Genomic DNA, 22,863 nt, shown 5'->3' with positions numbered 1-22,863 from the left:
ATGCATGCTCAAATTGAACGCATATCATGGTGCTTTTGACTATGCTACACCTAGCGCCACAAGCATGGCATCGGACGAACAAACCCGTACAATGCCTGCCTGTATAGAGGGTTGTAACAAAATAAGCAGTGCGCGCCGTGTTTATAAAAGACGGGGTGCAGTGTTAAAAGTAGTCCCAGTTGCGCCTGTTAACTTTTTTACCTGCCTGGATTGGGCAGTTTTTTATAGTCTTTCAACAGATGGACGCGCCCCAGGCGCAGGAAAAGTAGCGTTTTGAAGAAATCCACCGCAGCACCCAAAACAGTCGTTCCACTCTGGCGCCAGCATTTGCACTACCGGCTCAAGGAAGGTGCATTGATCGCCATCGGTGCCTTGTGCCTGTTCCTGATGATGGCCTTGCTGACCTACGGCAAGGACGATCCGGGCTGGAGCCATAACAGCAAGATTGATGACGTGCAGAACTTCGGGGGGCCGGCTGGTTCCTACAGCGCCGACATCCTGTTCATGGTGCTGGGTTACTTCGCCTACATTTTCCCGTTGCTGCTGGCGGTCAAGGTGTATCAGATCTTCCGTCAGCGTCACGAGCCGTGGCAATGGAGTGGCTGGCTGTTCTCCTGGCGCCTGATCGGCCTGGTGTTCCTGGTGCTGTCCGGCGCGGCGTTGGCGCACATCCATTTTCACGCTGCCACCGGTCTGCCGGCGGGCGCTGGCGGTGCTTTGGGCGAAAGCCTCGGCGATCTGGCCAGGAATGCGCTGAATATCCAGGGCAGCACACTGCTGTTCATCGCGCTGTTCCTGTTCGGCCTGACGGTGTTCACCGACCTGTCGTGGTTCAAGGTGATGGACGTCACCGGCAAGATTACCCTCGACCTGTTCGAGCTGTTCCAGGGCGCGGCCAATCGCTGGTGGGCGGCTCGTACCGAGCGCAAGCAACTGGTTGCGCAGCTGCGTGAAGTTGATGATCGCGTCCATGACGTGGTCGCGCCGACCGTCACCGACAAGCGCGAGCAGGCCAAGGTCAAGGAGCGCCTGATCGAACGTGAGCAGGCCCTGAGCAAGCACATGTCGGAACGCGAAAAGCAGGTACCACCCGTCATCGCGCCAGCCCCGCCGAAGCCGGTGGCACCGAGCAAGCGTGTGGAAAAAGAGAAACAGGCCCCATTGTTCGTCGACAGTGCGGTGGAAGGCACCTTGCCGCCGATCTCGATTCTCGACCCCGCAGAAAAAAAACAACTCAATTACTCGCCCGAATCCCTGGCCGCGGTTGGCCATTTGCTGGAAATCAAGCTCAAGGAGTTCGGCGTCGAAGTCACGGTGGATTCGATTCACCCGGGCCCGGTGATTACCCGTTACGAAATTCAACCGGCCGCCGGTGTGAAAGTCAGCCGCATTTCCAACCTGGCGAAAGACCTGGCGCGTTCCCTGGCCGTGACCAGCGTGCGTGTGGTTGAGGTGATTCCCGGCAAGACCACCGTCGGTATCGAGATTCCCAATGAAGACCGCCAGATCGTGCGCTTTTCCGAAGTACTGTCGACTCCCGAGTACGACAACTTCAAATCGCCGGTTACCCTGGCTCTGGGTCATGACATCGGTGGCAAGCCGGTCATCACTGACCTGGCAAAAATGCCTCACCTGCTGGTGGCGGGTACCACCGGTTCCGGTAAGTCGGTGGGTGTGAACGCCATGATCCTGTCGATCCTGTTCAAGTCTGGCCCGGAAGACGCCAAGCTGATCATGATTGACCCGAAAATGCTTGAACTGTCGATCTACGAAGGCATTCCGCATTTGCTGTGCCCGGTCGTGACCGACATGAAGGACGCGGCCAACGCCCTGCGCTGGAGCGTGGCGGAGATGGAGCGTCGCTACAAACTGATGGCGAAGATGGGCGTGCGTAACCTGTCCGGCTTCAACGCCAAGGTCAAGGAAGCCCAGGACGCCGGCACGCCGCTGACCGATCCGCTGTACAAGCGCGAAAGCATTCACGACGAAGCCCCGCTGCTGACCAAGCTGCCGACCATCGTCGTGGTCGTCGACGAATTTGCCGACATGATGATGATCGTCGGCAAGAAGGTGGAAGAGCTGATCGCCCGTATCGCCCAGAAGGCTCGTGCCGCCGGTATCCACTTGATCCTCGCGACCCAGCGTCCGTCGGTTGACGTGATCACCGGCCTGATCAAGGCCAACATCCCCACGCGCATGGCGTTCCAGGTGTCGAGCAAGATCGACTCCCGGACCATCATCGACCAGGGTGGCGCCGAGCAACTGCTGGGTCACGGTGACATGCTGTATATGCCGCCTGGCACCAGCCTGCCGATTCGTGTTCACGGCGCCTTCGTGTCCGATGATGAAGTTCACCGCGTCGTGGAAGCCTGGAAGCTGCGCGGTGCACCTGAATACAACGACGACATCCTCAACGGTGTCGAAGAGGCCGGCAGTGGCTTCGAAGGCAGCAGCGGTGGCGGCGACGGCGACGATCCTGAAGCCGACGCCTTGTACGACGAAGCAGTGCAGTTCGTCCTGGAAAGCCGTCGTGCGTCCATTTCTGCGGTTCAGCGCAAACTGAAAATTGGCTACAACCGCGCCGCACGCATGATCGAAGCCATGGAAATGGCCGGGGTCGTGACGTCCATGAACACCAACGGTTCGCGTGAAGTCCTGGCGCCTGGCCCGGTACGCGACTGATTTGATTTGAAGCAGGGTGGCGCAGTGACGCGCCACTCGCATCCCCCACGAATATCAAGAGGACTCCCATGCGTCTTATCCGCATGCTGTTGCTGCCGGTACTGGCTTTGACCACGCTCTCGGCCCACGCCGATGACAAAGACGTGGCGCGTTTGACTCAATTGCTGGAAAAATCCCAGACCCTGACCGCACGCTTCTCCCAGTTGACGCTTGATGGCAGTGGCACCCAACTGCAAGAAACCACCGGCGATATGACCCTCCAGCGTCCGGGCCTGTTCTACTGGCACACCAATGCGCCGGCCGAGCAGACCATGGTCTCCGATGGCAAAAAAGTCACCTTGTGGGACCCGGATCTGGAGCAGGTCACTATCAAGACCCTCGACATGCGTCTGACCCAGACTCCGGCGCTGCTGCTGTCCGGTGATGTGTCGAAGATCAGCCAGAGCTTCGAGATCAGCGCCAAGGAAGCCGGCGGCGTGATTGATTTCACCTTGAAGCCGAAAACCAAGGACACCTTGTTCGACAGCCTGCGCCTGTCGTTCCGCAATGGTTTGCTCAACGACATGCAAATGATCGACAGCGTCGGTCAGCGCACCAATATCCTGTTCACCGGCGTGAAGGCCAACGAAGCGGTTCCTGCGTCCAAGTTCAAGTTCGACATCCCCAAGGGTGCCGATGTAATCCAGGAATAAACGCTTAACCTGTAGGAGCGAGCCTGCTCGCGATTCGATGGGTCAGTCACCGCTTCACTGTCTGACCCATCGAATCGCGAGCAGGCTCACTCCTACAGGGTTAATGATCGGCAAAATAGAGGTTTCAACAGTACGTCATGGACCTGTTTCGCAGTGCCCCGATCGCTCAACCCTTGGCCGCTCGCTTGCGAGCAGCCAATCTGGACGAGTACGTCGGTCAGGAACACCTGCTCGCTCGCGGCAAGCCATTGCGCGAAGCCCTGGAGCAGGGAGCCCTGCACTCGATGATTTTCTGGGGCCCGCCAGGTGTGGGCAAAACCACCCTGGCGCGGCTGTTGGCGGAAGTCTCGGATGCGCACTTCGAAACGGTCTCGGCCGTGCTGGCCGGCGTCAAGGAAATCCGTCAGGCGGTGGAAATCGCCAAGCAACAGGCCGGGCAGTACGGCCGGCGCACCATCCTGTTCGTTGATGAGGTGCACCGCTTCAACAAATCGCAGCAGGATGCATTCCTGCCGTACGTTGAAGACGGCACGTTGATTTTCATTGGTGCGACCACCGAAAACCCCTCTTTCGAACTCAATAACGCGTTGCTCTCCCGGGCACGCGTCTATGTGCTCAAAAGCCTCGACGAAGCGGCCCTGCGCAAGTTGGTGCAACGCGCACTGACTGAAGAGCGTGGTCTGGGCAAACGGCAACTGAGCCTCAGCGATGAAGGCTTCCAGATGCTGTTGTCTGCCGCCGATGGCGATGGCCGGCGGCTGCTCAACCTGTTGGAAAATGCCTCTGACCTGGCCGAAGACAACAGCGAGATCGGTACCGACCTGCTGCAAAGTCTGCTCGGCGATACCCGTCGACGTTTCGACAAGGGCGGCGAAGCGTTCTACGACCAGATTTCGGCGCTGCATAAATCCGTACGGGGTTCCAACCCCGATGGCGCGCTGTATTGGTTCGCGCGGATGATCGACGGCGGGTGCGATCCGCTGTACCTGGCGCGGCGTGTGGTGCGCATGGCCAGCGAAGATATTGGCAACGCCGACCCGCGCGCCCTGAGCCTGTGCCTGGCGGCGTGGGAAGTGCAGGAACGTCTGGGCAGCCCCGAAGGCGAGCTGGCGGTGGCCCAGGCCATCACCTATCTGGCTTGTGCGCCGAAAAGCAATGCGGTGTATATGGGCTTCAAGACCGCACTGCGCGCCGCCGCCGAACACGGCTCGCTGGAGGTGCCGCTGCATCTGCGCAATGCGCCGACCAAACTGATGAAGCAGTTGGGTTATGGCGATGAATACCGCTATGCCCACGATGAACCGGACGCCTATGCCGCCGGCGAAGATTATTTCCCGGAAGAGCTGGACCCGATTCCGTTCTATCAGCCGGTGCCGCGTGGCCTGGAATTGAAGATTGGTGAAAAGCTCAATCACCTGGCCAAACTCGATCGTTTAAGCCCCCGGCAGCGGAGAAAATAGTGCTTCCAGTGATCGTTGCGGTTTCCGTCGGCGGGATGGCCGGTACGTTGTTGCGCTTTGCCACGGGCAACTGGATCAACGCTAATTGGCCGCGGCACTTCTATACCGCGACGCTGGCCGTTAATATCGTGGGCTGTTTGCTGATCGGCGTTCTATACGGTCTGTTTTTGATACGCCCGGAGGTGCCGTTTGAGGTGCGTGCCGGGTTGATCGTCGGCTTCCTCGGAGGGCTGACGACTTTTTCATCCTTTTCACTGGATACGGTGCGCTTGCTGGAAAGCGGGCAAGTGCCGCTGGCCCTGGGCTATGCGACGCTCAGCGTATTCGGCGGGCTGCTTGCCACCTGGGCCGGCCTGTCCTTGACCAAACTTTGATAAACGAGAAACCGACATGCTCGATTCCAAACTGTTACGTAGCAACCTTCAGGACGTAGCGGACCGCCTGGCATCCCGTGGCTTTGTGCTGGATGTTGCGCGCATCGAAGCGCTGGAAGAACAGCGCAAGACCGTCCAGACCCGCACCGAAGCACTGCAGGCTGAACGTAATGCCCGTTCCAAATCCATCGGTCAGGCCAAGCAGCGCGGTGAAGACATCGCGCCGTTGATGGCGGATGTCGAGCGCATGGCGAACGAATTGAGCGCTGGTAAAGTCGAGCTGGACGCGATCCAGACCGATCTGGATTCGATCCTGCTGGGCATCCCGAACCTGCCGCACGAATCGGTGCCGGTGGGCGATGACGAAGACGGCAACGTCGAAGTGCGCCGCTGGGGCACCCCGACCGCCTTCGATTTCCCGGTTCAGGACCACGTCGCCCTGGGCGAAAAGTTCGGCTGGCTGGACTTCGAAACCGCCGCCAAGCTGTCGGGTGCGCGTTTCGCCCTGTTGCGTGGCCCGATTGCCCGTCTGCACCGCGCCCTGGCGCAGTTCATGATCAACCTGCACGTCACCGAGCACGGCTACGAAGAGGCTTACACGCCTTATCTGGTTCAGGCCCCGGCGTTGCAAGGCACCGGTCAGTTGCCGAAATTCGAAGAAGACCTGTTCAAGATCACTCGCGAAGGCGAAGCCGATCTGTACCTGATCCCGACTGCTGAAGTGTCGCTGACCAACATCGTGGCCGGCGAAATCGTCGATTCGAAACTGCTGCCGATCAAATTCGTTGCCCACACGCCATGCTTCCGCAGTGAAGCCGGTGCGTCGGGTCGTGATACGCGCGGCATGATCCGTCAGCACCAGTTCGACAAAGTCGAAATGGTCCAGGTCGTTGAGCCATCGACCTCGATGGAAGCACTGGAAGGCCTGACCGCCAACGCCGAGAAAGTCCTGCAACTGCTGGAACTGCCTTACCGGACCCTGGCGCTGTGCACCGGCGACATGGGCTTCAGCGCGGTCAAGACCTACGACCTGGAAGTGTGGATTCCGAGCCAGGACAAATACCGCGAGATTTCGTCGTGCTCCAACTGCGGCGACTTCCAGGCCCGTCGTATGCAAGCGCGTTTCCGCAACCCGGAAACCGGCAAGCCTGAGCTGGTTCACACCCTGAACGGTTCTGGCCTGGCAGTCGGTCGTACCCTGGTCGCGGTGCTGGAAAACTATCAGCAGGCCGACGGTTCGATCCGTGTGCCAGAAGTGCTGAAGCCATACATGGGTGGCATTGAGGTCATCGGCTAAATGAACTATCTGCCGCTGTTTCACAACCTGCGCGGCAGTCGTGTGTTGGTCGTCGGTGGGGGGGAAATTGCCTTGCGCAAATCCCGCCTGCTGGCCGATGCCGGTGCGCTGCTGCGGGTGGTTGCACCTGAAATCGAACTGCAACTGCGCGAACTGGTTGCCGGCAGCGGTGGCGAGTGCCTATTGCGTGGTTACATCGAGGCGGATCTGGACGGTTGCGGGCTGATCATTGCCGCCACCGACGACGAATCGTTGAACGCACAAGTCTCCGCCGATGCTCATCGGCGGTGTGTGCCGGTCAATGTGGTAGATGCACCTGCGCTGTGCAGCGTGATTTTCCCGGCGATTGTCGATCGTTCCCCCTTGATTATTGCCGTGTCCAGCGGCGGCGATGCGCCGGTGTTGGCACGCTTGATCCGCGCCAAGATCGAAACCTGGATTCCTTCCACTTATGGTCATCTGGCCGGACTGGCCGCTGGCTTTCGCCATCAGGTGAAAAAACTGTTCCCGGATGTGCAGCAGCGCCGCGCGTTCTGGGAAGACGTATTCCAGGGGCCGATTGCCGACCGCCAGCTAGCCGGACAGGGCGCCGAAGCCAAGCGTCTGCTGCAAGCGAAAGTCGATGGCGAGGCGCCAGTGACCACCGGTGAGGTATATCTGGTGGGCGCAGGCCCGGGGGATCCCGATCTGCTGACGTTCAAGGCGCTGCGCCTGATGCAGCAAGCCGATGTGGTGCTGTACGACCGTCTGGTGGCTCCGGCGATTCTGGAGTTGTGCCGCCGCGACGCCGAGCGGGTCTACGTCGGCAAGCGCCGCGCCGATCACGCTGTGCCGCAGGATCAGATCAACCAGCAATTGGTGGTCCTGGCCAAGGCCGGCAAGCGTGTAGTGCGGTTGAAGGGCGGTGATCCGTTCATCTTCGGTCGCGGCGGTGAAGAGATCGAAGAGCTGGCGGCCCAGGGCATCCCGTTCCAGGTGGTGCCGGGTATCACGGCGGCCAGCGGTTGCGCGGCCTATGCCGGAATTCCGTTGACTCACCGCGATTACGCGCAGTCCGTGCGATTTGTTACCGGACATTTGAAGGACGGTTCCACCGATCTGCCGTGGGCCGATCTGGTCGCGCCGGCGCAGACGTTGGTGTTCTACATGGGCCTGGTGGGCTTGCCGATCATCTGCGAGCAATTGATCAAGCACGGTCGCGGGGCGGACACCCCGGCAGCGTTGATCCAGCAGGGCACCACCGTTAATCAGCGTGTATTCACCGGTACCTTGGCGGATTTGCCACAGTTGGTGGCGGAGCATGAAGTGCATGCGCCGACGCTGGTGATCGTGGGCGAAGTGGTGCAACTGCGCGAGAAACTGGCGTGGTTCGAAGGGGCTCAGGGGCAGGTCTAGAAACCGGCTAACTGATCATTCCCACGCTCTGCGTGGGAATGAATCCCTTGACGCTCCGCGTCACAAACGGGACGCGGAGCGTCCTTGGCGGCATTCCCACGCGGAGCGTGGGAACGATCAGCTGTCAGGCCCAGCGCCAAACCCCTTTCCCGTTCAACCGCGCCCGATCATGCGGCGCCGTGAAATCCTGCGCCGGCCCTTTCGGCACAACCCCCGTCGGGTTGATGGTCTTGTGGCTGCCGTAGTAGTGGTTCTTGATGTGGGTGAAGTCCACCGTCTCGGCGATTCCCGGCCACTGATAAATCTCACGCAACCAATTCGACAGGTTCGGATAATCGGCAATCCGCCGCAGATTGCACTTGAAGTGCCCGTAGTACACCGCGTCAAAACGGATCAGCGTGGTAAACAGCCGAATATCCGCTTCAGTCAGGTATTCACCCGTCAGATAGCGGTTGGCGCCCAATAGCTGCTCCAGTCGATCCAGTTCTTCAAACAAGCCATCGAACGCTTCTTCATAGGCCTGTTGCGACGTTGCAAATCCAGCCCGGTAAACGCCGTTGTTCACCGCGGGGTAAATTCGCTCGTTCAACGCATCGATCTCGGCGCGCAGTGGCTGCGGATAGAAATCCAGGTCATTGCCCGTCAGGTCATCGAATGCGCTGTTGAACATGCGGATGATCTCCGCCGATTCATTGTTGACGATGCGATTCTGCTGCTTGTCCCACAAAACCGGCACCGTGACGCGGCCGGTGTAGTGGGCAGTGTCGGTGGTGTAGCGCTGGTGCATGAAGTCGAGGTGATCGAGCTTGTCGCCGGTGGAGCCCAGGCTCTGGTCGAAGGTCCAGCCGTTTTCCAGCATCAGCCAACTGACTACAGAGACGTCGATCAGGCTGTCGAGGCCTTTGAGTTTGCGCAGGATCAGCGTGCGGTGGGCCCACGGGCAGGCGAGGGACACGTAGAGGTGATAGCGACCGGCCTCGGCGGCAAAGCCACCGACGCCCGTCAGCCCCGGCTTGCCGTCGGTGGTCACCCAGTTGCGACGTTGCGCCTGTTCACGCTGGAAAGCGCCGTCCTTGCTGCTTTCGTACCACTTGTCTTGCCAACGGCCATCGACTAACAAACCCATGTTCAAGACTCCTGAACCAATAATCGTTGGAGTTGAGTCTATTCCCATGAACCTGAACAAAAAGCGCAAAGATCGGGAGAAAATGATCGGTTAAATAGATTTGTTGCGTGCAACCCAAAACTGCTCGGCGGTTTCGAAGGCTTGCTCACGGCTCTGACCGAGCCCGCGCAAGGCCAGGGCCATGGTCGAAATCAGGGCCATTTGCGGATAGCTGTCGACCACGTCGCCGCGCCAGACGGCCTTCAAATGCTCGGGGTCGAGGGACGCCGGTTTGACGTGACGCTGGGCCGACAGTTGCGGCCATTCTTCATCCCAGCTTTCGCCGCCCGTGGTGCCGTACAAATGGCTGTCGGCGTCCGGGTTGATCTCGATCTCGCCGCCGTCGCCCTTGACCACAATGGCCGTGTCGCCCAGCAAGCCGCTGGCATCGCGATGCACGGCCTGATAGCCGGGGTGGAAAATACTTTGCAGGCCGCAGCGAGCGCCCAGCGGATTGAGGATGCGCGTCAGGGAATGGATCGGCGAACGCAGGCCCAAGGTGTTGCGCAGGTCGATCATGCGCTGGAGTTGCGGCGCCCAATCCACCAGCGGCATGAACGCCAGGCCACCGTTATCGAGTGCATCACCGACCTGTTGCCAGTCGCGGCACAGGGGGATGTTCAGGTCATTGAGCAATTGTTCGCTGTACAGCCGACCGGCCGTGTGTGCGCCCGCGCCGTGCATGAAGATACGCACGCCGTTCTGCGCCAGGCACTTGGCCGCCAGCAGGTACCACGGCAAATGACGTTTCTTGCCGGCATACGTCGGCCAGTCCAGATCGACATTTAAGACGGGAGCTTGCAATCGTTCACGCAGGGCCTCGGTGAAACCGGCCATTTCCTCGGCGCTTTCTTCCTTGTGTCGCAGCAACATCAAAAACGCCCCGAGCTGGGTGTCTTCGACCTTGTCGTCGAGCACCATGCCCATGGCTTCGCGGGCTTCTTCACGTGTCAGGTCGCGGGCGCCGCGCTTGCCTTTACCGAGGATTCGCACGAACTGGGCGAACGGATGCTCGGCGGGTGTTTCGAGGGTCAGCGCTGGGAAGTCGGTCATAAGCAATTCGTCGGTTTGGGCAGGCCCGCCAGTTTCGCGGCGAGTTTGGCGGGGGTGCCTTTGAACAGTCGGTTGAGGTGCAGGCTGTTGCCTTTTTCCGGGCCGAGCTTCAATGCGGTGTATTTGATCAAGGGGCGGGTGGCCGGCGACAGCTGGAACTCGTCGTAGAAACGGCGCAGCAGTTCGAGGATTTCCCAGTGCTCGGGGCTCAACTCGATGTCTTCGGCGGCGGCCAGGGCGGCAGCGACGTCGGCAGACCAGTCACTGAGTTCGACCAGAAAACCGTCCTTGTCCAACTCGATGGCGCGGGCGCCGACCGTCAGGGAATTCATAGCCAACTGTTGACCTTGTCATGGTGAATCGACAGATCGACGAAGGCCGGGTAATCGATGGCCTTGGCCCAGTCCGGGGTTTCAATGGACCGGGCTTGAACATCCTCGGCCAGCACGAAAAGGTTCAGGGCGCGAGTGTTCAACGTATTGAACGGCGCAGTGCCCGGCTGCAGGGCATACACCGCGTCGCCGCTCAGCAAGAGCGCATCGTTCGCGCCGATCACGCGCAGGCAACTGCTCAGGCGATCGTCGCCGAACGGGGAGTGAGACAACACATGCAAAGTCGACATCAGAGGGTGATCACCTGGTCGTAGCGGTCAATAAGGGCGGTGATTTCGTGAGCGGTCAGCGCCCGGGCTTCTTCGAGCGGCAGGCTGTTCGGGTCCAGCCCACGTTCTGCGGCACTGTCGGCACACACGAACAGCTCGTCGACACCGAACATCGGCAAGGCTTGCAGGTTGGCGCTCAGGTCTTTTTGTTGCAATGCCTTGGCGTCCTGTTTCGCGGCGAGCTGGAACACCCCGTCATCGAGAAACAGCAGGCCGATGGGCAGGTCGAAGGCGCCGCCGGCGAGGACGATGTCCAGTGCTTCGCGTGCATTCGGTCCGGACCAGGGTGCCTGACGGCTGATAATCAGCAAGGATTTGGCCATCTTACGCGCCTCCAAAGCAGATCAAACGGTCGGCGTCCTGCACCGCGTCATGCAATTGACCCAGACCGGACAATTCCCATGGTGCGCCCACGGCAACGGCGTCACGTTGATAACGCCCGGCTTCTTCTTCGTTCAATACCCCGCGACGCAGGGCCGCGGCGATACACACGACGCCATCCAGTTGGTGCTCGCTGACAAAGGTGCGCCATTGCTTGGGCACGTCCAGCTCATCTTGCGGCGTGACCACGCTGGCGGACGCGTTGTAGACGCCATCCTGATAAAAAAACAACCGGACAATCTCATGCCCGCCGGCCAGCGCAGCCTGAGCGAACAGCAAGGCGCGGCGCGAGGAGGGCGCATGGGCGGCGGAAAACAGCGCAATGGCGAATTTCATGACGGACTCGATCAACAAACTGCGGCCATGATAAAGCTTTATCGGCGGGGCGGCTAAATCGATGTTGTCTGGGCGGGCCTCATCGTCGGAACGCCGCCCGGAGCAGGCTTACTCCTGCAGGAGGTTGGGTGATGCCTGAGATTGCAGTTTCACCACAACCACCTGCAGGAGTGAGCCTGCTCGCGATAGCGGTCTAACAGGCAACGCCTGAATCAACGCGGCATATACCCCAACTGCCAGCGCCGCGGAATCTTCAACGACACCACCCCCAGCACACCCGCCAGCAATCCGCTGGCGAACAATGCCTGAAGCCCCAAATGATGTTCCAGCACCGCCCCAAGGACAGCCCCGGCGAACATCCCGGTCCAGGGGATCAGTTGCACGCGCCAGCCATTGCGCCGTTCGCCGAGCATCCAGCGCCCCAGCCCCCGTCCGAAGCGCGACAGGGCGCCGGTGACATAGGTCAGGCCAACCGGCAGGCCGTTCACTTCCTCGACGGCGGCATTGAGCATGCCCATGGCGATGATCGCCGCCAGCAGCGCGGGCAATTGTTCGTCGTAAGGCCAGGTGGCGGCCGCGCACAGCAACGCGGCGATGGTCAGCATCAAGGGCAGCGCCCGTCGCCCGCCGAGGCGGCTGACGACAATGCCCAAGGCGTTGCCGACGATGAAGGTGGCCACGAGCAGCAGCAAACGCCCGGTCAGCCCCAGATCGCCGACGCTGATGGCCACGGCGAGCCGCGTGGTGTTGCCGCTCATGAACGAGACAAAATCGCCGCTGGCCATGAAGCCGATGGCGTCGGTCATTCCGGCGAGGACCGAGAGCATGGCCACCAGTGTCATGCCTATGCGCCCACGCCACTTTTGCGTGCGCAGGTGACCGGGGCTGGCGTGGGAGGTTGAGGCGGAAGGCAGCATGGGCGATGACATCCTTGAACGGTGGTTACGGTTGTATCCCGTACAACTCGCAATAGTCCAGCCATTCCATGCCCGCCATTTCCGCCACTTCCTTATGCACTTCCAGGCGTTGGGCTTGATAGTCCGCAGGCGTGGCGGCAGTCATTTGCAGCGTCAGTTCCCAGGCGAACAACCCTTGGCGCTCGGCCTCATCTTCGAACGCTTCATGCAAGCGCTCGTCGCGATACTGCGCCTGGGTTTCACCCTTGGCTTGTGCCAGCAGCGGGTTGAGGTTGTCGAGTTCGTGGCGCAGTTCAGGGCGCTCTTCGAGAAACTTCTTCAACGCTTGCTCGTGTTGCTGTTCGGTTGCCGCCATGGTCGCTCCTTGAGAATGGATTACGAAGACTGCTTCTTGCTGGCCTTGGCCGCTGCCGCCAGGCATTCGAGGGCGAACTGTTCGGTGTAGGTCATCTGGATTGGCGTGGTTTCGCCTTTGACGGTGCGTTCGCCGTCGAGGATGTAACGAATGCGCTTGTCGGTGACGCCAATGCGCTTGGCGATCCAGGAAGGCGTCTGGCCGATCTGGCTGATCAGTTTGTCGGCGTATTCGGTGGTCGGTTTGTAGAGTTCGGCGTTGGGTGTCATTGGGCTTTCCAGAAATAGACGCGATGCGGCATGAATGGCGCGACAGGGTGCGCGAATCATCGCGCGGTGTCGCGGTATAAATGAAGTAAAGCAGAACGAAACGGCGCGCCACGATGATACAGTCCGCTTTTTCTTGATGAGCGAATGCAATGCGAATTCTGATGGTGGCGCTGGCCGTAACGTTGCTGGCGGGATGCGCGGGCTCGGTGATGGACGATGCTCGTACCAAGACCCCGTACAAAACCCTGAACTCGGACAAGCCGTCATTGGCCGTGGCCCAGTGCGTGCAGTTTTCCTGGCAGGACGAAGCGGTATTCGGCGTCGATGCCGCCGCTTATCTGCAGCCTGGCAAAAAGGGCGGGTCGACCGTCTACACGCGGTCGGCGGAGTCCTTTGTGGACGTGACCACCGATGCGTCCGGCACCGTGCTGAGTTACTACGCGCAACATGACGACTTCGTCGCCAAGCGCCGTTTGGCAGCGTTGGCGACCTGTTTGTAAGCGATTCAGGCGTTTATCAGGCGCTTCTGAAAAAAGAAGCGCTTGTGGCCGGGCGGGTAGTCGGCAATCTGGCCCAGCTCGCTGTAGCCGAGCTTTTCGTAAAACTTCGGCGCCTGAAAGTCGAAGGTGTCCAGCCAGATCCCCACGCATTCCTTTTCCCGTGCGAGATCTTCGGCCATCTGCATCAACTTCGAGCCCAGGCCCTGTCCCCGGCCCTGTTCGGGCACCGACAGCAATTCGATGTACAACCACTGGTAAAAGAAGCGGCCATACAACCCGCCGAGAATCTCGCCGTGGTCGTCGCGCACCAGCAAGGCCAGCGGTTGCGCATTGGACGGGCCGGCCTGAGCCGCGTTGTAGGCGCGCAGTGGTGTGAGGATGGCCTCACGTTGTTCATCAGTGGGGTTTTGCGACTGTTCAATTCGCAGGGGCATGAGCGACATCCTTATGGCAATGAATCAGGAGCCTAGCGTGGTGATGGCGTTTGTTCTATCCCTGGCGCACCAAAGGAACCGTCGTGGTGGCACGGATGTCTAGCCTAAACAGCGTCACCCCGGAACGCCGCCGATGAGGACAACCCGTGAATATTTTCGAAGCCCTGCGCGAAAGCCACGAACGTCAAAGGACCTATGCCAAGGCACTGATCAAAACCAGTGGTGACACCCCGGAGCGGGTCGAGGCTTACCAGCAACTCAAGTCTGAGCTTCAAGCCCACGCTACTGCCGAAGAACGCCACTTCTATATCCCGCTGATGGAATTCGACAACGGCGTCGACCTGAGCCGCCATGCCATCGCCGAACACCACGAGATGGACGAAATGATGGAGGAACTGGACGGCACCGAGATGTCCAGCCCGTCATGGCTTGTGACCGCGAAAAAGCTGTCCGAGAAGGTTCATCATCACCTCAAGGAGGAAGAGCAGAAGTTCTTCCAGATGGCCGGCAAACTGCTCGATGACAAGCAAAAAGAAGCGCTGGCCGGCCAGTACGAGAAGGAATACAAGGCTCAGTTGTCCTGAGCCTGTGGCTGGACCCGTTAAGGAGCTGCTACAAGGTTCGCATTAGGGAGATGCCAGGCTTTTTCGTTTTCGCCTACCATGAGCACTTTTCACGAAAAAGGATGCGGTGTCATGGCGAACACAGCCGAACGGGTCAACATCATCCAATCCCAGGTGTTGTCCCACGACTGGTACTTGCTGAAGAAAATCACCTTCGACTATCTACGCAACAACGGCGAGTGGCAGCGCCAGACCCGCGAGGTCTATGACCGTGGCAACGGCGCGGCGATTCTTCTGTTCAATCGCCAGAAGCGAACCGTGGTGCTGACCCGGCAGTTCCGCTTGCCGGTGTTCGTCAACGGCCATGACGGATTACTGATCGAGGCAGCCGCCGGCTTACTTGAAGGTGCCGCGCCGGAAGAACGCATCCGCGCCGAAGCCGAAGAAGAAACCGGTTACCGCGTGCACCATGTGCAGAAGGTCTTCGAGTCGTATATGAGCCCCGGCTCGGTCACTGAAAAACTGCATTTTTTCATCGCCGAATACGACGCTGCTTCAAAAGTCAGCGAAGGCGGTGGGCTGGAAGAAGAGACCGAAGAACTGGAAGTGCTGGAGTGGGCGTTCGATGAGGCACTTGAGGCGTTTTATCGCGGGGAGATCTGCGACGCCAAGACCATCATGCTGCTGCAATATGCGGCGATGAAGAACATCTTCGCGACACCTTAGCGTCCATCAAAACAAATCATCCATCCTGCTGGCGCCTGCCCATTCGCAACCCTCAAGCGTCAGCAAACGTTCCTTCGCCTCAAGCCCTCCGGCGAACCCGGTGAGTTTTCCCGAGGCCCCGATCACCCGATGGCAGGGCGCCACAATCGATATCGGGTTCTTGCCATTCGCGGCTCCCACTGCCCGAACTGCGCTCGGATTGCCGATTTGCTCGGCTATCTGGCTATAGCTGCGCGTTTCTCCGAACGGGATGGTCAGCAGCGCCGCCCACACCTTCTTCTGAAATTCCGTTCCGGCAAAATCCAGTTCCAGCTCGAAGCGATCGCGCGTGCCGGCAAAGTATTCCTGCAACTGCTGAGCGGCGCGTACCAGAATCGGGTTGTCCGGGGCTTCGTGCATCGGGCCAAGCCGAACCCGGTTCGGTTTGTCGTTTTCCCAGAGGATGGCCGCCAGTCTTGCGTCTTTCGCTACCAGCTTCAGTTCGCCAACCGGAGACGCCAGAGTGGTGAAGGTGTAGGTCATGCTGGCGGACTCCGCAGAAGGGCTGAATAGAGGCCCAGCATACTGTTCCGACGGGGAGGCGCAATACGTAATCCCGACCATACTTGCCTGTGCTTTTGAACTGCTCACTCTGTTTTGTGCAGAGCCCAAAAACAAAAAAGAGACCGACTGATGAAGTACGAACCTTTTGCCAAATCGCTCATAGCGACCTCCTTGGCGCTTAGTTGCCTGACTGCCCATGCCGCTTCCGTAGCCCCGGTTGCGGCCGAAAACGGCATGGTGGTCACCGCCCAACATCTGGCCTCCCAGGTGGGGGTCAATGTGCTCAAGAACGGCGGCAACGCCGTGGATGCCGGCGTCGCGGTGGCGTATGCGCTGGCGGTGGTGTATCCCGCAGCGGGCAACCTCGGTGGCGGCGGTTTCATGACCATTCAACTGGCGGACGGGCGCAAGACGTTCCTCGATTTCCGCGAAAAAGCCCCGCTGGCTGCCACCGCCAACATGTACCTCGACAAAGAAGGCAATGTCGTCCCCGACCTCAGTACCCGTGGCCACCTGGCCGTCGGCGTGCCGGGGACTGTGTCCGGCATGGAACTGGCCCTGACCAAGTACGGCACCAAGCCGCGCAAGGAAGTGATTGCCCCGGCGATCAAACTGGCGGAAGACGGTTTTGTCCTGGAGCAGGGCGATGTCGATTTGCTGGACTACGCCACCGACGTGTTCAAGAAAGACATGAAGGACTCGGGCTCGATTTTCCTGAGCAAAGGCGAGCCGATGCAGGTCGGACAAAAACTGGTGCAGAAAGACCTGGCCAAAACCCTGCGGGAAATTTCCGAGAAGGGTGCCGACGGTTTCTATAAAGGGTGGGTCGCCGACGCCATCGTCACGTCCAGTCAGGCCAACAAAGGCATCATCACCCAGGCCGATCTCGACAAATACAAGACCCGAGAACTGGCGCCGATCGAGTGCGATTACCGGGGCTATCACGTGGTGTCGGCACCGCCACCGAGCTCCGGCGGGGTGGTGATCTGCGAGATCATGAACATCCTCGAAGGCTACCCGATCAAAGACCTCGGCTACCACTCGGCCCAGGGCATGCACTATCAGATCGAAGCCATGCGCCACGCTTATGTGGACCGCAACAGCTACCTCGGCGACCCGGACTTCGTGAAAAATCCGATCGCGCATCTGCTGGATAAAAATTACGCCACCAAAATCCGCGATGCCATCGACCCGAAAAAGGCCGCTATCTCCAGCGAGCTCAAACCCGGCGTAGCGCCGCATGAGGGCAGCAACACCACGCACTTCTCCATTGTCGACAAGTGGGGCAATGCGGTGTCGATGACCTACACCCTCAACGACTGGTTTGGCGCTGGCGTCATGGCCAGCAAAACCGGGGTCATCCTCAACGACGAAATGGACGACTTCACCTCGAAAATCGGTGTGCCGAACATGTACGGCCTGGTGCAAGGGGAGGCCAACGCTATCGCACCCGGCAAAGCACCGCTGTCGTCGATGAGCCCGACCATCGTCACCAAGGACGGTAAAGTCGTGATGGTCGTCGGCACCCCGGGCGGCAGCCGCATCATCACTGCGACCTTGCTGACCATGCTCAACGTGATCGACTACGGCATGAACATCCAGGAAGCGGTGGATGCACCGCGGTTCCACCAGCAATGGTTGCCCGAAGAAACCAACCTGGAGACCTTCACCACCAGCCCGGACACGGTGAAAATCCTCGAAAGCTGGGGTCACAAGTTTGCCGGGCCACAGGATGCCAACCACGTGGCGGCAATCCTGGTTGGTGCGCCTTCGCTGGGCGGCAAACCGGTCGGCAAAAACCGTTTCTACGGCGCCAACGACCCACGCCGTAACACCGGGTTGTCACTCGGTTACTAAGGGTTGTGTTTAACAGGGGACGGATCTGCTTTTTCGTCCCCTGATCTACCGACTGATCAAGGAAGGGGCCATGGCTACCGCACTGCTAATTATCGACGTCCAGAGGGCACTGTGCTCGGGCGAGTACGCGTGCTTTGAGATCAACCGCGTCATCGAGAACATCAACCACCTCAGCACCCGAGCCCGGATAGCCGGGGTGCCGGTTGTTTTCATTCAGCACGAAGAAGAGGGCAGCCCTCTGGCATATGGCGCCGACGGCTGGCAACTGGCCGAAAGCCTGGAAGCCGAGCCCAAGGATTATTACGTACGCAAAACCACACCGGATTCGTTCTATCAGACCAACCTTCAACAACTGCTGTCGAAAGAGGAATTCGAGCGTCTGATCATCTGTGGTTTGCAAACCGATTATTGCGTCAACGCGACCGTGCGCCAGGCACTGAAAATGGGATATGACGTGGTGCTGGCGGCCGACGCGCACTCCACCGTCGACAACGGTAACCAAAGTGCCGAAGACATCATCGTCGAGCACAATAAGGATTTGGCGCACTTGACCGGTTCGGTGGCGCGGATCGACGTCATGCCGGCGGGTGAGATCAAAATCTGAACCGCGGCGAAACGACCCGCCACGCAGGCACATTCAGTTGTTTGTGAACTTACGTTGCAGCAAAAATCTCGATCAGCTCCGTCAGGAATGCACTCACCACGTCGCGCTGCCGCGCCGAATGCCGAACGGCCGCATGGAAGCCGACTTCATAGCGCAACTGCTCAGGGTTCAGCGGATGCAACTGCCCCAGTTGTTGATGCTTGGCCGCGTAGTGCTGTGGCAGAAAGCCCAGGTGCTGGCCCGACAGAATGAGCAGGGCGGCACCGTCCATGCTGTCGGTGAGTACGGTCAACCGCTCGAGGGTGGTGGGCGCGGGCATTTCCGGCAGTGGGTGGCTGGGCCAGACCCAATCGTAATCGCGGACGTCATCGCGGGTCAGTGCGCCGACGTGATCGAACAATGGGTGCGCCGGGGCGCAGTAGGCGATTTGGGTTTCCTGAAACAAGGGGAAGTAATCGATGTTGGGTAAACGATGCCAGAAGTACCCGATGGCCAGATCGATATGGCCGTTGATGATTTTTTCTTCCAGCAAGGATGACGACAGCTCGGTGAAGTGGAAGTACAGGCCTTCATGTTGCGAGCGCAAACGCGCGATGGCCAGGGCGATGTTCTTGTTGGCGGATGGATCGATTTGACCCAGCAGGCCGATGTTGATGTTGCCCGACACCTTGCGATTGATGTGCTGGACCTCAACCCGAAACCCTTCGGCCGCCGCCAGCAATCGACGGGCCGCTTCGACAAACTGCCCCCCTTTGGGCGTCACCGAAAACCCTCCGCGACCTCGCTCGCACAGACGAAACCCGACCCTCGCTTCGAGCGTCGCCAATTGCGCACTGATGGTGGGTTGAGTGGTGTTGAGCGCCGTTTGCGCGGCCGATATTCCGCCCGCCTCAACGACAGTCAGGAAGACCCGGATCAAGCGCAAATCCAGTTCCGATACAGTGCCCAGCATGTGTGCCCCCCTGTTTGCCACATAGATGCCGATCTATGTAAACAGTGTGCCTGCGATATTTTACCGCCCTGACTAACGCCCTACATTGCAATGAAACCGGCGCTTTGCCCATAAAAACAACAATTACCAGCATAGGAACAATCGTATGTCAGGTTCTCCACAGTCTGTGCACGCCATTGCAGCGAGCAGCGGGTTGGCCATCGAAGGCCACTCGATCGATTACATTCCGGAAAATGAACGTCACGCCAAACTGAGCAGCCAGGGACCTTTCTGGTTTCTGGGCAACTTCCACTTCTTCACCATCTCCATCGGTTTTGTCGGCCCGAGCCTTGGGTTGTCGGCGTTGTGGACCCTGCTGGCCGGTGCGCTGGGCATTATGTTCGGCACCATTTTCATGGCGTTTCACGGCTCGCAAGGTCCGGAGATGGGCCTTCCGCAAATGATCCAGTCCCGCGCCCAGTTTGGTTATCGCGGTGTGATCCTGGCCTTGATGGCGACGATGTTTGTGTTCGTCGGTTTCAACGTGGTGAACATCTCGCTGATCATGAACGGCCTGGAACATGTCTTCGGTTTCGACCCGACGATTGTCGCCGTGGCGGTGGTACTGATTGGCGCGCTGTTGTCGATCTACGGCCATGACCTGATGCACAAAGCGTTCAAATGGGCATTGTTGGCGACGTTGCCCCTGTATGCACTGGTGACCATCGCCTTGATGTTCGGTGCCGGCCAGGAAGGCGTCACCCCGGCGACAGACCTGGGTTTCAACTGGGTTGCGTTTGCCACGCTGTTTGCCATCGGTGCGAGTTACAACATTTCCTATGCGCCCTATGTGTCCGACTATTCCCGATACCTGCCGAAAAACACCAGCCGCCCGAAATTGATCGCCGCGGTGTTCATCGGCGCTTCGCTGTCCGGTGGCTGGATGATCGGCCTCGGTGCGTGGCTGGCGCAGCAACTGAAAGCGGCGGATGCGCTGGTGGCGTTGAACCAGGTCGGCTCTTCGATGATTCCGGGCTTGGGCAATGTGCTGGTCATTGTCTCGGTGGCGGGCTTTCTGCCGATCATCGCGCTCAACACTTACAGCGCCATGCTGACGTTGCTGACCGGTGTCGACTCGATCAAAAAGATCACGCCGACACCGCGTGCCCGAGTCATGTCCATCAGCGTGATCAGCATCATCCTGTTGACCTGCGTGTTGTCGATCAAAGGTGATGGCATCGCGTTGTTGAACACCTTCCTCGTGTTGTTGCTGTACTTCCTCGTGCCCTGGACCGCCGTCAATCTGGTGGACTACTTTTTCGTGCGCAAGGGCCGCTACGCGATCCCGCATTTCTTCACGCCGAAGGGCATCTACGGCGCTTGGCAATTTCGCGGCATCGTCTCGTACCTGATCGGTTTTGCCGCGATGGTGCCGTTCTTCTACATCTTTGATGCGTCTGCCAACAAAGAGGTATTCGTCGGTCCGCTGGCGCGCATGCTGGAAGGTGTGGACATTGCCTGGCTGGTGGGACTGGTGGTGTCGGGCCTGACGTATTACCTCCTCAGTCGTTCGATAGACCTCGCGGCCGAACGCCGGATCATCGATTCGATTACCGAGGACGACATTATTTCCATGGCTAAACAGCCTGTTGAGGAGGCGCGTTGAACAGCGCAAAGAAAACGGTGGTCGCCTGCTGCCAGGTGGCACCGAGAGTCGGCGATCTGGCTTACAACCGGACGCTGTGCGAACGCGCGATTCGTTCAGCGGCGAATCAAGGCGCACAGATTGTGGTGCTTCCAGAACTGGTGCAGAGCGGTTACGTGTTCAACCACCGTAGCGAGGCCTTGTCCTTGGCAGAACCGACAGAGGGGCCAACCTTGCGCCTGTGGGAGGCACTCGCCCGCGAACTGAACATCGTCGTAGTCGGTGGATTCTGCGAACGCTTGCAGGGCGATGAGTTGGCCAACAGTGCCGCCCTGATTGATGCCCAAGGCCTGCGCGCCGTGTACCGCAAAGCGCACCTCTGGGATGCCGAGCGTGAAATATTCAGTGCCGGTAACGCCGCGCCGCCGGTGGTTGAAACGGTTCATGGGCGAATCGGCATGCTGATTTGCTATGACCTGGAGTTCCCTGAGTGGGTGCGGCTCCCGGCACTGGCCGGCGCGGATTTGCTGTGCGCTCCGGTCAATTGGCCGGACGGACCGAGGCCTCCCACCGAGCGGGCGGCGGAAGTGGTGCGGGTTCAGGCCAATGCTTCAGTTAACCGGATGTTCATCGCCGCGTGTGACCGGCATGGGCATGAGCGCGGTGTCGGGTGGGTGCAAGGCTCGGTCATCGTCGATGCGGATGGTTATCCGCTGGCAGGACCGGCCGAGCAGGGTGGTGAGCAGATTCTGCTGGCAACCCTCAACCTTGCCGAGGCGCGAAACAAACGCATCAGTGCACGCAACGATTTGCACCGGGATCGGCGGCAGGGGTTGTATGGGGGCGTCGAGGGATGAAGCGCTAGATCGCCGCTGTTTCTGTCACCGGGTGCGGTGGCAGGGAAGGGGCGACTGTTGGACGATTCTCAAAAGGGATTGATTGAGATTTTTGCTCCTGCGCGTTCCTTGGTCCTGATATTCGGTTGTTGACACCCGGGCTGACAGTACTAACCTATAGTTGTGGGAATATTTCCCACAAGCGATGCTGACTGGCTCTGAAGGACCGTGCGGAAACCGCAGTTGCTCGTTGTTGCTGCATATTCATGGCCGCGCCGGTTGGCTGGCCGCTTCAATGGGCGGCCGGGAACTCATTGGATATTGCGTTCGATACGGAGATGACTTCGCAACTCCAAGTGGAGGTGCATCATGCTGCTCAAGAAATGTTTATTGGCTCTGGCAATCGGCGGAGTCCTGTCGGCATCGACTGTTCTGGTGCCTGATTACATCAATAGTTTCTCCAGCGTGTATGCCAAAGATGGCGGCAGCGGCGGTGGTGGAGGAGGCCACGGCGGTGGCGGTGGTCACGGTGGAGACGGCGGAGGCGGTCACGGTGGCGGAGGCTCTGGTAATGGAGGCTCCGGCGGCGGTGGTGGTCACGGTGGCGGCAGCGGTGGCGGTGGCTCCGGCAATGGAGGCAATGGAGGTTCCGGAGGCGGTGGTCACGGTGGCGACGGCGGTGGCTCCGGAAGTGGTGGTCACGGCGGCGGCGACCATGGCGCTGGCGGCGATCATGGTGCTGGAGGCCATGACGGTAACGGTCATGCAGGCCCGGGGCGCGGCGATGCTGACCATGGTGGTGTTGCTGGGAACAGAGGCCCAGGCAATGCGCGTGACAACGATGACAACGATGACAACGATGCCGCAGATGCAGCTAGGGACGCTGCCAGAAACGATGCAAATGCAGCCAGAGATGCTGCCAGAAATGATGCAGATGCAGCCCGGGACGCTGCAAAAGCTGCTGCAGATGCAGCTAGAGATGCCGCCAGAGCCGAGGCGGATGCAGCCAGGGATGCTGCAAAAGCTGCTGGCGTAGCGGGCGCAGATGCAACCCGAGACGCTGCCAGGGCGGCTGCCGATGCAGCCAGGGACGCCGCACGGCGAGATGCAGATGCAGCAAGAGATGCTGCAAGGGCTGCTGCCGATGCAGCCAGGGACGCAGCTAAAGTTGACGCGAACGCAGCCCG

At 59.7% G+C, this 22,863-nt stretch carries 27 protein-coding genes; 15 read left to right on the top strand and 12 right to left on the bottom strand.

Annotated elements, in window-relative coordinates; genetic code table 11:
• Positions 1–4 precede the first annotated feature (4 nt).
• The 7 genes from LOY55_RS19950 (at position 5) to cysG (ending at position 7,900) form a co-directional block, all read left to right on the top strand.
• Positions 5–277 carry a hypothetical protein gene (locus LOY55_RS19950; protein WP_223524419.1) on the top strand — a complete coding sequence of 91 codons (273 nt, stop codon included), beginning with the start codon at positions 5–7 and terminating at the stop codon, positions 275–277.
• A complete protein-coding gene (locus tag LOY55_RS19945) occupies positions 274–2,682 on the top strand; it encodes a DNA translocase FtsK (protein WP_046032475.1) in 2,409 nt (802 codons plus the stop codon). Before LOY55_RS19950 ends, LOY55_RS19945 begins: the two co-directional genes overlap by 4 nt.
• 68 nt (positions 2,683–2,750) lie before the next feature.
• The gene (lolA, locus tag LOY55_RS19940; protein WP_223524422.1) at positions 2,751–3,374 is read left to right on the top strand and encodes an outer membrane lipoprotein chaperone LolA; all 624 of its coding nucleotides are present in this window, start codon (positions 2,751–2,753) and stop codon (positions 3,372–3,374) included.
• 137 nt (positions 3,375–3,511) lie between these two features.
• Positions 3,512–4,834, top strand: a complete 1,323-nt coding sequence (locus tag LOY55_RS19935) for a replication-associated recombination protein A (protein WP_109786595.1) — start codon at positions 3,512–3,514, stop codon at positions 4,832–4,834.
• The gene (crcB, locus tag LOY55_RS19930) at positions 4,834–5,208 is read left to right on the top strand and encodes a fluoride efflux transporter CrcB (protein ID WP_046032473.1); all 375 of its coding nucleotides are present in this window, start codon (positions 4,834–4,836) and stop codon (positions 5,206–5,208) included. The genes LOY55_RS19935 and crcB overlap by 1 nt, the downstream gene beginning before the upstream one ends.
• A 16-nt stretch (positions 5,209–5,224) precedes the next feature.
• Positions 5,225–6,505 carry a serine--tRNA ligase gene (gene serS, locus LOY55_RS19925; protein ID WP_046032472.1) on the top strand — a complete coding sequence of 427 codons (1,281 nt, stop codon included), beginning with the start codon at positions 5,225–5,227 and terminating at the stop codon, positions 6,503–6,505.
• Positions 6,506–7,900, top strand: coding sequence for a siroheme synthase CysG (gene cysG, locus LOY55_RS19920; RefSeq protein WP_109786594.1), 1,395 nt, complete (start codon positions 6,506–6,508; stop codon positions 7,898–7,900).
• Positions 7,901–8,024: 124 nt separating this feature from the next.
• Here the strand turns inward: cysG and LOY55_RS19915 are convergent, their stop codons facing one another.
• The 9 genes from LOY55_RS19915 to LOY55_RS19875 all read right to left on the bottom strand — a co-directional run bounded on the left by LOY55_RS19915 (position 8,025) and on the right by LOY55_RS19875 (position 13,037).
• On the bottom strand, positions 8,025–9,026 hold the full coding sequence (locus LOY55_RS19915) for a glutathione S-transferase family protein (RefSeq protein WP_223524426.1): 1,002 nt from the start codon (positions 9,024–9,026) through the stop codon (positions 8,025–8,027).
• Between the two features lie 90 nt (positions 9,027–9,116).
• Positions 9,117–10,118, bottom strand: a complete 1,002-nt coding sequence (locus LOY55_RS19910; RefSeq protein WP_223524429.1) for a glycosyl transferase family protein — start codon at positions 10,116–10,118, stop codon at positions 9,117–9,119.
• Entirely contained in the window at positions 10,115–10,450 is a 336-nt protein-coding gene (locus tag LOY55_RS19905; protein WP_046032468.1) for a TusE/DsrC/DsvC family sulfur relay protein, read from the bottom strand. Before LOY55_RS19905 ends, LOY55_RS19910 begins: the two co-directional genes overlap by 4 nt.
• Positions 10,447–10,740, bottom strand: a complete 294-nt coding sequence (gene tusB / locus LOY55_RS19900; RefSeq protein WP_109786591.1) for a sulfurtransferase complex subunit TusB — start codon at positions 10,738–10,740, stop codon at positions 10,447–10,449. Before tusB ends, LOY55_RS19905 begins: the two co-directional genes overlap by 4 nt.
• Positions 10,740–11,102: a sulfurtransferase complex subunit TusC gene (gene tusC, locus LOY55_RS19895; RefSeq protein ID WP_223524432.1), complete on the bottom strand. Its 363-nt coding sequence runs from the start codon at positions 11,100–11,102 to the stop codon at positions 10,740–10,742. Before tusC ends, tusB begins: the two co-directional genes overlap by 1 nt.
• Position 11,103: 1 nt before the next feature.
• A complete protein-coding gene (tusD, locus tag LOY55_RS19890) occupies positions 11,104–11,496 on the bottom strand; it encodes a sulfurtransferase complex subunit TusD (protein ID WP_223524436.1) in 393 nt (130 codons plus the stop codon).
• A gap of 212 nt (positions 11,497–11,708) precedes the next feature.
• A complete protein-coding gene (locus LOY55_RS19885; RefSeq protein ID WP_109786588.1) occupies positions 11,709–12,413 on the bottom strand; it encodes a YoaK family protein in 705 nt (234 codons plus the stop codon).
• 25 nt (positions 12,414–12,438) lie between these two features.
• Positions 12,439–12,768: a DUF6388 family protein gene (locus tag LOY55_RS19880; protein ID WP_223524440.1), complete on the bottom strand. Its 330-nt coding sequence runs from the start codon at positions 12,766–12,768 to the stop codon at positions 12,439–12,441.
• A gap of 20 nt (positions 12,769–12,788) precedes the next feature.
• Positions 12,789–13,037, bottom strand: a complete 249-nt coding sequence (locus LOY55_RS19875; protein ID WP_223524443.1) for a hypothetical protein — start codon at positions 13,035–13,037, stop codon at positions 12,789–12,791.
• 149 nt (positions 13,038–13,186) lie between these two features.
• Here LOY55_RS19875 and LOY55_RS19870 point away from each other — a divergent pair, with 149 nt between their 5' ends.
• Positions 13,187–13,537 carry a hypothetical protein gene (locus tag LOY55_RS19870; protein WP_046032462.1) on the top strand — a complete coding sequence of 117 codons (351 nt, stop codon included), beginning with the start codon at positions 13,187–13,189 and terminating at the stop codon, positions 13,535–13,537.
• A gap of 5 nt (positions 13,538–13,542) precedes the next feature.
• On the opposite strand, the gene LOY55_RS19865 is transcribed toward LOY55_RS19870, so the two are convergent.
• The gene (locus tag LOY55_RS19865) at positions 13,543–13,971 is read right to left on the bottom strand and encodes a GNAT family N-acetyltransferase (protein WP_046032461.1); all 429 of its coding nucleotides are present in this window, start codon (positions 13,969–13,971) and stop codon (positions 13,543–13,545) included.
• Between the two features lie 146 nt (positions 13,972–14,117).
• Between LOY55_RS19865 and LOY55_RS19860 the strand changes: the two genes are divergently transcribed.
• Both LOY55_RS19860 and LOY55_RS19855 read left to right on the top strand, forming a co-directional pair.
• Complete coding sequence (locus tag LOY55_RS19860) at positions 14,118–14,555, top strand: hemerythrin domain-containing protein (RefSeq protein WP_046032460.1); 438 nt, start codon at positions 14,118–14,120, stop codon at positions 14,553–14,555.
• 111 nt (positions 14,556–14,666) lie between these two features.
• Positions 14,667–15,260 (top strand): NUDIX domain-containing protein, encoded by a 594-nt coding sequence (locus tag LOY55_RS19855; RefSeq protein ID WP_223524446.1) that lies wholly within the window; start codon positions 14,667–14,669, stop codon positions 15,258–15,260.
• 6 nt (positions 15,261–15,266) lie between these two features.
• Here the strand turns inward: LOY55_RS19855 and LOY55_RS19850 are convergent, their stop codons facing one another.
• Complete coding sequence (locus LOY55_RS19850) at positions 15,267–15,782, bottom strand: methylated-DNA--[protein]-cysteine S-methyltransferase (protein ID WP_223524449.1); 516 nt, start codon at positions 15,780–15,782, stop codon at positions 15,267–15,269.
• A gap of 150 nt (positions 15,783–15,932) precedes the next feature.
• On the opposite strand from LOY55_RS19850, the gene ggt reads away from it, so the two are divergent.
• On the top strand, positions 15,933–17,660 hold the full coding sequence (gene ggt / locus LOY55_RS19845) for a gamma-glutamyltransferase (RefSeq protein WP_223524451.1): 1,728 nt from the start codon (positions 15,933–15,935) through the stop codon (positions 17,658–17,660).
• A 70-nt stretch (positions 17,661–17,730) separates the two neighbouring features.
• On the top strand, positions 17,731–18,264 hold the full coding sequence (locus LOY55_RS19840) for a cysteine hydrolase family protein (RefSeq protein WP_223524455.1): 534 nt from the start codon (positions 17,731–17,733) through the stop codon (positions 18,262–18,264).
• Between the two features lie 49 nt (positions 18,265–18,313).
• Here the strand turns inward: LOY55_RS19840 and LOY55_RS19835 are convergent, their stop codons facing one another.
• Positions 18,314–19,216 carry a LysR family transcriptional regulator gene (locus LOY55_RS19835; RefSeq protein WP_046032454.1) on the bottom strand — a complete coding sequence of 301 codons (903 nt, stop codon included), beginning with the start codon at positions 19,214–19,216 and terminating at the stop codon, positions 18,314–18,316.
• 145 nt (positions 19,217–19,361) lie between these two features.
• On the opposite strand from LOY55_RS19835, the gene LOY55_RS19830 reads away from it, so the two are divergent.
• The 3 genes from LOY55_RS19830 to LOY55_RS19820 all read left to right on the top strand — a co-directional run bounded on the left by LOY55_RS19830 (position 19,362) and on the right by LOY55_RS19820 (position 22,712).
• The gene (locus tag LOY55_RS19830) at positions 19,362–20,861 is read left to right on the top strand and encodes a cytosine permease (RefSeq protein ID WP_109786582.1); all 1,500 of its coding nucleotides are present in this window, start codon (positions 19,362–19,364) and stop codon (positions 20,859–20,861) included.
• Positions 20,858–21,697, top strand: coding sequence for a nitrilase family protein (locus tag LOY55_RS19825; protein WP_109786581.1), 840 nt, complete (start codon positions 20,858–20,860; stop codon positions 21,695–21,697). Before LOY55_RS19830 ends, LOY55_RS19825 begins: the two co-directional genes overlap by 4 nt.
• A gap of 448 nt (positions 21,698–22,145) precedes the next feature.
• Positions 22,146–22,712, top strand: coding sequence for a hypothetical protein (locus LOY55_RS19820; RefSeq protein WP_223524458.1), 567 nt, complete (start codon positions 22,146–22,148; stop codon positions 22,710–22,712).
• The last annotated feature ends 151 nt before the right edge of the window (positions 22,713–22,863 follow it).

This window comes from Pseudomonas sp. B21-040 (assembly GCF_024748695.1).
Classification (GTDB): Bacteria; Pseudomonadota; Gammaproteobacteria; order Pseudomonadales; family Pseudomonadaceae; genus Aquipseudomonas.
Note: the sequence above shows the minus strand (reverse complement) of the source record. Positions and strands in the feature narration are given on the sequence as shown.

Bases quoted from the DNA above. Each gene is read 5' to 3' on its own strand.
- cysG (WP_109786594.1), top strand. From the start codon at position 6,506: ATGAACTATCTGCCGCTGTTTCACAACCTGCGCGGCAGTCGTGTGTTG.
- LOY55_RS19835 (WP_046032454.1), bottom strand. From the start codon at position 19,216: ATGCTGGGCACTGTATCGGAACTGGATTTGCGCTTGATCCGGGTCTTC.
- LOY55_RS19865 (WP_046032461.1), bottom strand. From the start codon at position 13,971: ATGCCCCTGCGAATTGAACAGTCGCAAAACCCCACTGATGAACAACGT.
- LOY55_RS19855 (WP_223524446.1), top strand. From the start codon at position 14,667: ATGGCGAACACAGCCGAACGGGTCAACATCATCCAATCCCAGGTGTTG.
- LOY55_RS19915 (WP_223524426.1), bottom strand. From the start codon at position 9,026: ATGGGTTTGTTAGTCGATGGCCGTTGGCAAGACAAGTGGTACGAAAGC.
- tusC (WP_223524432.1), bottom strand. From the start codon at position 11,102: ATGGCCAAATCCTTGCTGATTATCAGCCGTCAGGCACCCTGGTCCGGA.
- LOY55_RS19905 (WP_046032468.1), bottom strand. From the start codon at position 10,450: ATGAATTCCCTGACGGTCGGCGCCCGCGCCATCGAGTTGGACAAGGAC.
- LOY55_RS19885 (WP_109786588.1), bottom strand. From the start codon at position 12,413: ATGCTGCCTTCCGCCTCAACCTCCCACGCCAGCCCCGGTCACCTGCGC.
- ggt (WP_223524451.1), top strand. From the start codon at position 15,933: ATGAAGTACGAACCTTTTGCCAAATCGCTCATAGCGACCTCCTTGGCG.
- LOY55_RS19820 (WP_223524458.1), top strand. From the start codon at position 22,146: ATGCCAAAGATGGCGGCAGCGGCGGTGGTGGAGGAGGCCACGGCGGTG.
- LOY55_RS19935 (WP_109786595.1), top strand. From the start codon at position 3,512: ATGGACCTGTTTCGCAGTGCCCCGATCGCTCAACCCTTGGCCGCTCGC.
- tusB (WP_109786591.1), bottom strand. From the start codon at position 10,740: ATGTCGACTTTGCATGTGTTGTCTCACTCCCCGTTCGGCGACGATCGC.
- lolA (WP_223524422.1), top strand. From the start codon at position 2,751: ATGCGTCTTATCCGCATGCTGTTGCTGCCGGTACTGGCTTTGACCACG.
- tusD (WP_223524436.1), bottom strand. From the start codon at position 11,496: ATGAAATTCGCCATTGCGCTGTTTTCCGCCGCCCATGCGCCCTCCTCG.
- serS (WP_046032472.1), top strand. From the start codon at position 5,225: ATGCTCGATTCCAAACTGTTACGTAGCAACCTTCAGGACGTAGCGGAC.
- LOY55_RS19850 (WP_223524449.1), bottom strand. From the start codon at position 15,782: ATGACCTACACCTTCACCACTCTGGCGTCTCCGGTTGGCGAACTGAAG.
- LOY55_RS19830 (WP_109786582.1), top strand. From the start codon at position 19,362: ATGTCAGGTTCTCCACAGTCTGTGCACGCCATTGCAGCGAGCAGCGGG.
- LOY55_RS19950 (WP_223524419.1), top strand. From the start codon at position 5: ATGCTCAAATTGAACGCATATCATGGTGCTTTTGACTATGCTACACCT.
- LOY55_RS19880 (WP_223524440.1), bottom strand. From the start codon at position 12,768: ATGGCGGCAACCGAACAGCAACACGAGCAAGCGTTGAAGAAGTTTCTC.
- LOY55_RS19870 (WP_046032462.1), top strand. From the start codon at position 13,187: ATGCGAATTCTGATGGTGGCGCTGGCCGTAACGTTGCTGGCGGGATGC.
- LOY55_RS19840 (WP_223524455.1), top strand. From the start codon at position 17,731: ATGGCTACCGCACTGCTAATTATCGACGTCCAGAGGGCACTGTGCTCG.
- LOY55_RS19875 (WP_223524443.1), bottom strand. From the start codon at position 13,037: ATGACACCCAACGCCGAACTCTACAAACCGACCACCGAATACGCCGAC.
- LOY55_RS19910 (WP_223524429.1), bottom strand. From the start codon at position 10,118: ATGACCGACTTCCCAGCGCTGACCCTCGAAACACCCGCCGAGCATCCG.